Annotated in this window: 9 protein-coding genes; 2 read left to right on the plus strand and 7 right to left on the minus strand. The window is 69.7% G+C overall.

Going from position 1 to position 10,110, the window contains the following annotated elements:
• The first annotated feature begins 163 nt into the window (after positions 1-163).
• Positions 164-1,498 carry a twin-arginine translocation signal domain-containing protein gene (locus ACNA7R_RS05225; RefSeq protein WP_416282501.1) on the plus strand — a complete coding sequence of 445 codons (1,335 nt, stop codon included), beginning with the start codon at positions 164-166 and terminating at the stop codon, positions 1,496-1,498.
• Here ACNA7R_RS05225 and ACNA7R_RS05230 read toward each other — a convergent pair.
• Entirely contained in the window at positions 1,485-2,705 is a 1,221-nt protein-coding gene (locus ACNA7R_RS05230; protein WP_416282502.1) for an ATP-dependent carboxylate-amine ligase, read from the minus strand. The two genes, ACNA7R_RS05225 and ACNA7R_RS05230, sit on opposite strands and share 14 nt — an antisense overlap.
• Before the next feature lie 311 nt (positions 2,706-3,016).
• Here ACNA7R_RS05230 and ACNA7R_RS05235 point away from each other — a divergent pair, with 311 nt between their 5' ends.
• Complete coding sequence (locus ACNA7R_RS05235) at positions 3,017-3,940, plus strand: hypothetical protein (RefSeq protein ID WP_416282504.1); 924 nt, start codon at positions 3,017-3,019, stop codon at positions 3,938-3,940.
• Here ACNA7R_RS05235 and ACNA7R_RS05240 read toward each other — a convergent pair.
• The 6 genes from ACNA7R_RS05240 to ACNA7R_RS05265 form a co-directional block, all read right to left on the minus strand.
• Positions 3,937-4,692, minus strand: coding sequence for a sulfite exporter TauE/SafE family protein (locus tag ACNA7R_RS05240; protein ID WP_416282505.1), 756 nt, complete (start codon positions 4,690-4,692; stop codon positions 3,937-3,939). The genes ACNA7R_RS05235 and ACNA7R_RS05240 overlap by 4 nt on opposite strands.
• Before the next feature lie 106 nt (positions 4,693-4,798).
• Complete coding sequence (treF, locus tag ACNA7R_RS05245) at positions 4,799-6,298, minus strand: alpha,alpha-trehalase TreF (RefSeq protein ID WP_416282506.1); 1,500 nt, start codon at positions 6,296-6,298, stop codon at positions 4,799-4,801.
• A gap of 102 nt (positions 6,299-6,400) precedes the next feature.
• On the minus strand, positions 6,401-7,285 hold the full coding sequence (locus ACNA7R_RS05250; RefSeq protein ID WP_416282507.1) for a polysaccharide deacetylase family protein: 885 nt from the start codon (positions 7,283-7,285) through the stop codon (positions 6,401-6,403).
• Positions 7,282-8,361, minus strand: a complete 1,080-nt coding sequence (locus tag ACNA7R_RS05255; RefSeq protein WP_416282508.1) for a hypothetical protein — start codon at positions 8,359-8,361, stop codon at positions 7,282-7,284. Before ACNA7R_RS05255 ends, ACNA7R_RS05250 begins: the two co-directional genes overlap by 4 nt.
• Positions 8,358-9,374 carry a glycosyltransferase family 2 protein gene (locus ACNA7R_RS05260; RefSeq protein WP_416282509.1) on the minus strand — a complete coding sequence of 339 codons (1,017 nt, stop codon included), beginning with the start codon at positions 9,372-9,374 and terminating at the stop codon, positions 8,358-8,360. Before ACNA7R_RS05260 ends, ACNA7R_RS05255 begins: the two co-directional genes overlap by 4 nt.
• A 51-nt stretch (positions 9,375-9,425) precedes the next feature.
• Positions 9,426-10,110: Gfo/Idh/MocA family oxidoreductase (locus ACNA7R_RS05265; RefSeq protein ID WP_416282510.1), on the minus strand; the 685-nt coding region annotated here is incomplete at its 5' end.

The following is a 10,110-nucleotide window of genomic DNA, read 5'->3' on the forward strand; positions in this document are numbered from 1 at the left end:
AATCGGGCGCTGCCGTGCGTCCGTCGTCCCGAGTCCGAGACGATCGGAGTCCCGACGCCGTCGGTCGATAACTCGCGGTTACCGCCCTCGAGCGGCGACAATATCGCGCTTCCCGCCGGGACGATGCCGAACGCTATAGGACCGCCGACGCGTCCTTCCGGCGATGGATCGGCGAACCGTCCTGAAGGCGAGCGGCGCCGTCGCCGCGACGACGCTGCTGGCAGGGTGTCCGACCGACGACCCTGAGGATCCCGACGAATCGGACGAGCCGGAGGAGACGGTGCCGGAGGAACCGCCCGAGGACGAGGCGCCGGACGAGTCGACCGGGTTCGAGGACTCGCTCGCGGACCGCGTCGACGAGGACGACGAGGGCGTCGAATTCGTCGGGATCGAGTACGACGCGCTCGAGGCGCCGACCGACGCCTACCGCGTGTGGTCGGGCGAGCCGACGGCGTTCTCGTTCGTCGACAACCACACGTTCGATGGGGAGACGGCGTTGCGCTGTGAGATCCCCCGCGGGGAGAGCAACGGGAGCAACGCCGCCTACTGGTTTCCCGCGAACGGCTACGGCCAGCCCCTCGAGGTTCGACAGCGGGCGATGATCCGACTGGGCGACGGTTGGACGATGGAGCCAGGCGACGTCTGTCGGTTCTGGGCGCTCGGACTGAACACGGAGGCGGGGGAGCACGGCTCGGGCGGTCGCGGACGGCCCTCGGGTACCGACGGCTGGTCGAGCATGCTCGCGATCACGAACCGGGAGGGGCGATCGGCCGACGAGTACAAGCTCGCGGCCTACACCTACCACCTCGATCAGCCCTCGACCAGCGGCGAGTTCGAACTGACCGACGCCAGGCTGCCGGCCGACGAGTGGATCGCCCTCGAGACCGAGGTCGCGATGAACGCGGTCGCGGACGGCGAGGCGCTCGCCGACGGCGAGGCCCGGTGCTGGATCGACGGCGACCTCGCCTACGAGCGAACGGACTTCCGCTGGACGACGGTCGAGGAGCAGGCCGTCGAGTACGCCGGCCCGCTGGTGCGCTACGGCGGGAGCGAGACCGCGCCCGTGGACCTGTCGATCTACTACGACGAACACGAACTGCTCGCCGCGGGGATCCCCGAGATTCCGCCCTACGACCAGCACCCCCATTTTGAGGATCCGGCGAACATGGACGCCTACGACGGGCGAGTAACGTACGTCAACGGCGCGGAGCGCGCGACCTACCGGCTGTTCGTCGACGGCACCGTCGTCCACACCGACTGGAGCAACGCCGACGGCCACCAGGCGACCTACAACGGGACCGTCGAGATCACGCCCGCCGAGGAATCCGAGCACGGGTACGCGACCGCCGAGGCGACGGCCGAACCCGAGACCGTCGACGGCTACCTCTTCGACGGCGACGTCGTCGCCCTCGAGGCCGACCCCTCGCCCGAGGAGCTGTGGATCGGGGGCGACGAGGTCGACCCCGGCGACTATCCCGACGAGCCTAGCGACGCGTGAACGCGACCGCCTCGCGGTCGGCGGCTCGCTTCTGTCCGGCGGTCACCGTCGGGAGCCGTTCGAGAACGGTGGCCGGCGGCGTCAACCACGCCCCGAGGTCCGAGCGATCGACGTTCCAGGGAACCCCCGGCCTCGCGACCGCGCGCACGCACTCGAGCAGTCGCTCCTCCTTCCGATTGCGGGCGTAGTAGTACAGCTCCCGGAGCGGGAACGTCATCTCCCCCGTCGGCTCCGGCGAGCGCTCGGGGAGGCGGTCCTCGAGCCCCAGCGTCGTCGCGACCAGCCGCGAGGCGAACCGGTAGCCGTGGGCGCTGGCCAGCGCGTAGGAGGCCCAGAACTTCGGGTTGATCTCCATGAGGACGAGGTCGCCGTCCGCGCGGCGCTTGCATTCGACGAGGGCGACGCCGTCCCACTCGAGCGCCCGGAGCAGGTCGCTCGCCGCCGACTCGAGGGCGGGGTCCGGGCGCAGCCGGAGGTGCGTACCGCTCCCGCCGCGACGGGGGACTGAGCGGAGTTCCTCGTGAGCCATCCGCAGTTCGACCGCTCCGTTTCGGCAGAACAGCCCGCAGCCGTAGGTCACACTCGAGCCGTCGATCGACTCCTGGACGAGCACCTCGCCGGTCGGCGACGCCTCCTCGAGGCGGTCGTAGACCTCCCAGAACCGGGCGGGATCGACGACGCGAGCGGTCGTCTCGCCCCCGCCGCCGGCCTCCCGGCGGGCCTTGCAGAACAGCGGGAACTCGAGGGCCTCGAGCGCGCCCCGCTCCCGTCCCTCGGCGTCGAGGGTCTCGACGAGACTCGAGTAGTCGGCCGGAACCTCGATCCCGACCCGTTCGGCCAGGCCCATCGTCGCCGTCTTGTCGGCGGCGGTCTCGAAAGCGTCGGGACCGGGGAGACACACCGCCGTGTAGGCAGGAAGTTCGTCGCGGGTGGACTCGATCGCGGCGGCCGACTCGTATCCGACCGGCAGGACGATCTGCGGACGGGTCGCCTCGAGGACGGTCCACAGCGCTTCGATGTAGTCCGGATCGTCCGGGGAGGGGATCGTGACCGCGACGTCGCAGTAGCGCGACCGGCAGAGACGGCTGTACCGCGTGGTCCCGGCGCCGACGATCGTCGCCTCGAGATCCGCCGAGAGTTCGCGGGCGATCGTCAGCGAGGTCGGATAGTCGCCGTCGAGGACCAGCACTCGAGGCCCCGGTGGCATAGGTCGACGGCGACGGCCACGGGGAAAGCGAGTCCGATCGTCACGGCCGCGGTCGGCGAGTAATCCCGTCTTTCTCGCCGTCGTCGGTCCGGCGAACGGTTGCGGGTACGCGTCTCGTCACGTCTAACTCGCGATTGACCGCGGTGAACCGCGCGTTGCTCACCGTAATAGACGATTGCGTTCGGACTATCTGTCCCGTCGAATTCGGTCAAACGTAACACAGGATCCGGCCAGTCAGAATCAGTTTCGGATTTTATTACAGTCTTCAGAAAGGGAAAATTGATAACCGTCGTTCCCCGTTTCCCGACCGCATGGAACGACAGCACCCGGCTCGAGACCGAACCGACGAGACGCGTAACGACGGATTTCGCGGGCGTAACGGCGCGGTTCTCGGCCGGCGATCGTACCTCGGCCTCGCTGGCGGGGCGCTGGCCGCGCTCGGCGTTGGTACCGGTGCAGGCGCGAGCGCGACCGCGGCCGCCGAGACCGACTCGCGGATGATCGACGTCGACTACGACGAGTACGCGAGCCCGGACGAGGTGTACGACGTCAACGACGTTCGAGGGTCGTACACGCCGGAGTTCGTCGCGGATCGAGGAACGCGCAACGAGCGCTCGCTGCGAACGGAGTTCACCGGCGACTCGAAGATCGCGAACTGCGAGTACCGCCTGCCCGACCACGTCGGCGACCAGCAGGACGAACTCTACACGCGCTTTACGGTCTACCCCGAGGGGTTCGACCTCGGCGCCGACGACACGGTCCGGATGTTCTGGGCGCCGCTGACCAACGGCGGCGGCTCCTCGGGCGGCGGCGCAGCCGACGGGCAAAACGGCTGGTCGAACGCGATCGGGTTCGCCAACCGAAACGACTCGCCCGCGCCGGAGGGGTACAAGTTCTTCTCGTACGCCTACCACATGGACGGCTCGGGCGACTTCCAGATGACCGACGCCGTCGTCGAGATGGACGCGTGGAACGAGATCGAGTGTCATATCGTGACCAACTCCTACGACGGCGGGACCGCCGAGGCCGACGGGACGATGCGCTACTGGGTCAACGGCGACCTCGCCTTCGAGGACACCTCGATGCGGTTCACCGCGAGCGACGACAACCGCATCGAGGCGGTCGGCCCGCTGGGCTACATCGTCGGTAGCGGCGGGGGCGCGCTCTACTACGGCGAGCACCAGCTCGGTCTCGAGGTGGATCGCGAGGAGGCTCGACGGGAACTCGGCCTCTAGACCATCAGCGAACCCGCAAGCCCGATCAGCGCCACACCGAGCGCGAGTTTGAGCCGGCCGGGATCGGCCCGGTGGGCGACCCACCAGCCGATTCCGACGCCGCCGAGATACGAGAGCGTGATCGGGACGAACAGCGAGGTGACGACGGCGTCCAGCAGCAGGTAGTTGACGGCCGTAAACAGCGCGGTCGCGACGACGACGACCTGCGTGATCGCGATGGTCGCGAGCATCGGCACGCCCACCAGCACCAGCGCGGGCGCAGACAGCGCCGCGCCGCCGATCCCCAGCAGGCCGCCGGCGACGCCGATCACGAGCCCGACCGCGACGAAGCCGACGGTGTCCCACCCGCCTCGACCGAGTTCGACGCGGGGCTCGAGGTCGTGATATTCGCGGTAGACGATCGTCACGCCGACGGTCGCCAGCAGCGCGGCCAGAATCAACCCGTACAGCGCCCGCGAGAGGTAGGCGTTGGCCTGCACGCCGATCCAGGTGCCCGCCGCGGCGGCCGCGCTGACGACGCCCGCGATCCACCAGTCGATCTCGCCCGAGCGGGCGTAGATGAGGCTCCCGAGCACCGCACCGATCGTGAAGACGGCGCTCGAGGTGCCCGCGACCTCGGCGCTCGAGAGCGACGTTAGCAGGTAGAGCCCGGTGACGATGAGGATGCCCCCGGGACCGATCGTGGCGACGACGATTCCGCCGAAAAAGGCCAGAACGACCAGCGCGACCAGAAGTTCGGTAGCGACGACCACGTGTCTCGGTCGGCCGTACTCGGGAGGCGCGGGTAGGGCTTGGCCTTGCTTGGCAACGGTCGGGTAGGGGTATGCGGGCAGCTTCGTCGGGGGCGGAACGGCCAGCCTAGTAGAACAGCGCCGGCAGCGCGAGCGCGACGCCGTTGGTCCAGCCGAAGCCGAACTGCAGCGGGTACTCCCCGCCCCCGCCGGCGCCGGAGCCGCCGGTGACGTCGTACTTCTCGAGCATCAGTCCGGTTCGGTCGAAGACGTCGCGGTTGAGGTCGAGCCACCGGCCGGCGACCGTCTCCGCCAGCCCGTCGTAGCCGTACTGGCGAAGGCCGACGGCGGCCATCCAGTGCAGCGGCGCCCACCCGTTCGGGTAGTCCCACTGCTCGCCCGACTCGGTCAGCGTCGTCACCAGCCCGCCGGAATGGAGGAACCGCTCCTCGAGGTGGGCCGCGACCGCGGCCGCCTGCCGTTCGGTCGCCAGCCCGCAAAACAGCGGGACGACGGCCGCGAGCGACCAGGTGTCGGTTCGCCGTTCCTCGGTCCAGCAGTAGTCGAAATAAAAGCCCGCCTCGGGATCCCAGCAGTAGCTATCGATCGCTCGTCGTCGATCGCCCGCGGCTCGGGCGTAGCGGTCGGCCCGATCCGCGTTCCCGGCGGCTCGCTCCCACCGCGCGAGGTTGTCCTCCATCGCGTAACAGAGCGCGTTCAGATCGACCGGGAGCAGCTCGGTCGTTCGGATCGACGTCAGGTCGTCGTCCTCGGCGAGCCACCGGCTACTGAAGTCCCAGCCCGACTCGCAGGCCGCCCGGACGTCCCGGTAGAGCCGTCGGTCCTCGCGGTCGGTCTCTTCTGCGAGGGCGACGTCCTCCCGGTAGGACTCCTCGCGCGGCGCGGCGCGGTCGTCCCAGTACCGGTTGAGTGGGGTCTCGTCGGTCCGAACGACGCGGCGAGTCGCCGGGTCGTCGGGCGTCGCGGTCTCCGTGCCGTCCATCCAGAACTCGTGTTCGCGCCGCAGCGCCGGGAGGTAGGGTTCGACCGCCTCGAGCCCGCGCTCGTTCTCGAGGATATCGAGGAGGTGACAGAACATCGGCGGGTTCGATCGGCTCGAGTAGTAGAGGCGATTGCCGTTCGGGACGCAGCCGTACTCCTCGACGAGCGCCGCGTTGTTCTCGGCGAGTTCGTCGATGAGGTCGATCCGGCCCGTCACCGCGAGTCCGGTCGCGGCGAAGTAGGTATCCCAGTAGTAGCTCTCCCGGAACCGCCCGCCGGGGATCACGTACCGACCCGGAATCGAAAGCAGCGTGCTCCGCTCCGGCTCCTCGCTCGGCTGTCGGATGAGGTGCTTCCACAGCTCGTCGATGTAGCGCTCCATCGAGATCCTCGAGGGGTCGGCGGCGGTGACGGGATCCTCCGGCAGCGCGAAGGCGTCGGCGACGAACTCCTCGAGGTCGAACCCCGGCTCGGATCGTTCGCGCTCGAAGCGGTCCCTGATCGCCTCGACCTCGTCCTCGGGTATCGTGTCGACGAACGCCTTCGAGTCGTCGAACGCCTTCGAGAGCTGCACCCGCTCGAAGAGTTCGCCTGCGAGTTGCGGATACGACGCGAACGAGGACATGTTTGTTACTGTTGTAGTAACTCATTTCAATCTATTGCGTTCGCTCGAAGAAGTACCCCTCCCGTCGGTGCGGTGCCGGTCGGCGTTCGGCGACCGTACCGGTTACCGCTGTGACGACGTCTCCCGCCGGCCCTCGAGCAACTCGCGACACTCCCGGCAGGGGCCGACCCAGGCCCCCATCGCCTTCGCCTCGCGGATCAGTCGCTCGTAGAGCGTGCGGTAGCCCGGGAACTCCGCCTCGTTCATGTACCGGGGGTGCCAGAGCACGGTCATCACCGCGTCGTGGTCGTGGGCCTCCTCGAGCAGCCGCCGACACTCCCGCCAGGCCCACTCGAGGGAGGGCGCCGACGGAATCAGGGCTCGCTCCATCAGCGTCAGCGGGAAGACGACGAACGAGTCGTCGAACGGCCGAAGCACGTCGTAGCGCCCGTCGAACCCGTAGTTCGTACTCGACCCGTAGCTGGCGTCGTACTCGAGCCCGATCGCGCGGTGGTGTTCCCAACTGCGCTGGCCGACGAGGTTCAGGTAGTGCTGGCGGCCGCCGACCACGCTCCCTTCGAGGATCCCCTCGAGCGTCCGCTTCTCGGCCCGCAGTCGCTCCCGGTCGTCCGCGGACTCGTAGGAGCCGTGCAGTCCGACCTCCCACCCGCCGCGCTCGAGGGCCCGGAAGGCGTCGACGAGTTCCGGCTCCGTGGGGTCGTACCGTCCCGCGTAGAGCATCCAGCTCTCCGGCCGGAGCCACTCCCGCGGGGACCGATCCAGCAGCGACTGCTCGTCGAGGACGTACCACGACGAGCGGACGCCGAGTTCGTCCTCGAGGGCCATCAGCTCCTCGAACTGCCAGTACGGCCGCTCGTCGGTGACCAGCGAGCGCAGGTGCGAGGGGTCGCGCTCGAGGACGGCGTAGTACGGCGCCTGGTAGGTCTTGTACACCCGGTCGACGTCGTGGGTGAGACAGAGCGCAAACTCCCCCGGAACGTCGGTCATCGGCGGACGACCTCCGGGACGGTCGACTCCGCCGACTCCCTCGGCCGACCACCGCGGACGGCGTCCTCGACGGCGCCGACGATGACGCCGGTCGTGTCGACCGTCTCCTCGAGGACCCGCCGTCGCCGACGCGCCCAGGTCGACTCGCGGATCCGAAGCAGTTCGCGCGCGTGCGAGAGAACATCGATCGGGCGAGCGTCCGCCGAGAGCCACCGCAACAGCCGGTAGCGCCCCTCGAGTTCCTCGAGGACGCCGGCCCGCAGCCCCGAGACGTAGAGCGCGGGCGTCCCGAGCAGCGCGCTCTCGATCGCCATCGTCGCCCCCTCGCCGAGAAAGAGGTCGGCCTCGGCGAGCAGGTCGTGGATCCGATCGGGGGCGGTCGCGAGCCGGCGGGCCTCGAGGGATGGCGGGAGCTGCCCTTCGGCGGTGACGCGAACCGTCGCGCCGAAGCGCTCGAGGCCCGCGACCACGCGCTCGAGGTCGGCCAGCCCGCTCCGGCCGACGTCGTGGGCGGCCGTCCAGGAGACGAGCCGGACCACGACCAGCGGCCCCTCGTCGCCGATCCCGGTCAGCCCCGCGGGATCGGGAGCGAACCGATCGGGGTGGAGATAGGCGAGTTCGTGGTAGCCGGGGTACCGACGGTGGTGAGAGCCGTAGTCGTCCCAGAACGCCGTCGGCGTGTAGAGCCGATCCGCGAACGGAAGCGAAACGGCGTTTTGCACCGCCGCGTGCTCGGTGTCGGTAAAGAGGATTCCCTCGCCGTCGACGAGGTGTCCCGCGTGGGCTACCGCCGGCTCGCCGATCCCGACGATCGCGGCGGGCTCGAGTCGGCGCACGCGACGGAGGATCTCGTACTCGTAGCGGGGCTGGACCGCGAGCAGTCCCAGCGGCGACGCGACGGAGCCGGCGATCCGCCGATGGGCGATGCCGTAGCGCTCGAGCAGTTCGCGGGCCAGCTCGCGCTCCCGGACGAGAACGCGGACGTCGTACCCCCGCCCGCGCAGCTCGCCGATCGCGTGTCTGAAGAAGTGGACGTGGGCGGGGTGCTGGATCGTGACGACGACGCGCTCGCTCATCGGAGCACCTCCAGGGGCGCGTTCAGGCGCTTCTCGAGGCGCGTCGCGAGCGCCAGCAGCGCCGTTCCCGCCAGCGCCAGCAGCGTCGGCCGGCCGAACGCACCCGATTTCCCGTCCGCGGTTCGCGATCGGCGACGGCGCAGCGACCGGACTCCCTCGAGGACGCTCCCTCCGAGGGCGAGCGCTCCGAGCGCGTAGGACAGCGAGACGGGGTGTCGTTTCCGGAGGGGGTACCGCCTCGCGAGTCGCCGGACGAACGTCCGGACGAGCAGCGCCGACACCGTCGGCACGTACGTCGCGTACGCGATCGAGGACTGCTCGTCGCCGTAGCGCGCGGGGATCGGGACGTCGGCGACGCGCAGCCCCGCGGCGTTACACCGGGCGAGCAGGTCGTTCGGGTAGCCGTACCGATCGTAGAGCGCCTCGAGGTCGAGCACGTCGAGCGCGCGTCGGGAGATCGCGGTGTACCCGTTCTGGGGATCGCCGATCCGCCAGTACCCCGAGGCGATCCGGGTCAGGGCGGTCAGGATCGCGTTCCCGACCAGCCGGAACCGGGGCATCTCCGCCCGGTAGGCGCCGTCGGTCAGTCGGTTCCCCTTCGCGTAGTCGGCCTCGCCGTCGACGATCGGATCCAGCAGCGCGGGCAGGTACGCGGGATCCATCTGACCGTCGCCGGCCATCACGGCCGTCACGTCGATTCCGTCGGCGAGCGCCCGGCGGTACCCCGTCGCGATGGCGGCGCCGACGCCGCGGTTGCGGTCGTGGCGGATCGGCACGATTCGACGATCGAACGTCGCGCCCGCGACGAGCGCCCCCGAGTTGCGGTCGACCGCCGCCTCGCGGTTCAGTCGGGTCGCGCGCTCGGTGATCTCGGCCCAGGTGCGATCCCTCGAGCGATCGTCGACCGCGTAGACGCGATCGACGTAGTCGGGGATCGTCTCGAGCACGTTGCCGACGAACCCTGCCTCGTCGTAGGCCGGGACGACGACGCCGATCGTTCGCCCGCCGTACATCAGCTCGCCCCTCGTCGATTTCGACGCCGTGACCGATCGCGTGCCCGCGGGTCAGTCATGGCGCGCCTCCGGATCGGCTCGCGGCCGTTCGGGCCGCGTCTGGTTCTCGATCCGCCGTGCGATCTCGAGGGCGGCGATCCCGTCGTCGACGGTCACCTCGGGAGTCGTCCCCGTCCGGACGGTCTCGAGAAACGACGCGAGCTCCCGTCGCAGGGGTTCGTCGTTCGGGACCCGCACCCGTTCGATCAGGCTCTCGTGTCTGAACCGGACCCCCTCCTCGCGCTCGACGTACTCGGGGACCGATCGCCGGTGGATCTCGATCGACTGCTCGAGGTAGTCGACCGCGACGAGACACTCCTCGGCGGTGATCTCGAGGGTGCGAACCTTGCGCTGGGTCAGCCGGCTCGCCGATAGCGACGCCATCGCCTCGGGAAACTCGAGTAAGGCGGCGGCGTGGCGGCCCTCGGCGACGCCACAGCCGACCACGTCGACGGGATCGTCTCCGAGCAACGCGCGGACGACGTCGATGTCGTGGATCATCAGGTCGGTGACGGCGCTGTCCGCGATCGTTCGTCCGGGGGGCGGGCCGAGTCGGCGGGCGACGACGCCGACGATCGACAGCTCCTCGAGGATCCCCTCGAGGGTCTCGACCGCCGGGTTGAACCGCTCGACGTGACCGACCTGAACCGGGACGTCGGCCGCCTCGACCGCCCGTCGCAGCCGCCGGCCGTCCGCG

The organism is Natronococcus sp. (assembly GCF_047921035.1).
Lineage (GTDB): Archaea > Halobacteriota > Halobacteria > Halobacteriales > Natrialbaceae > Natronococcus.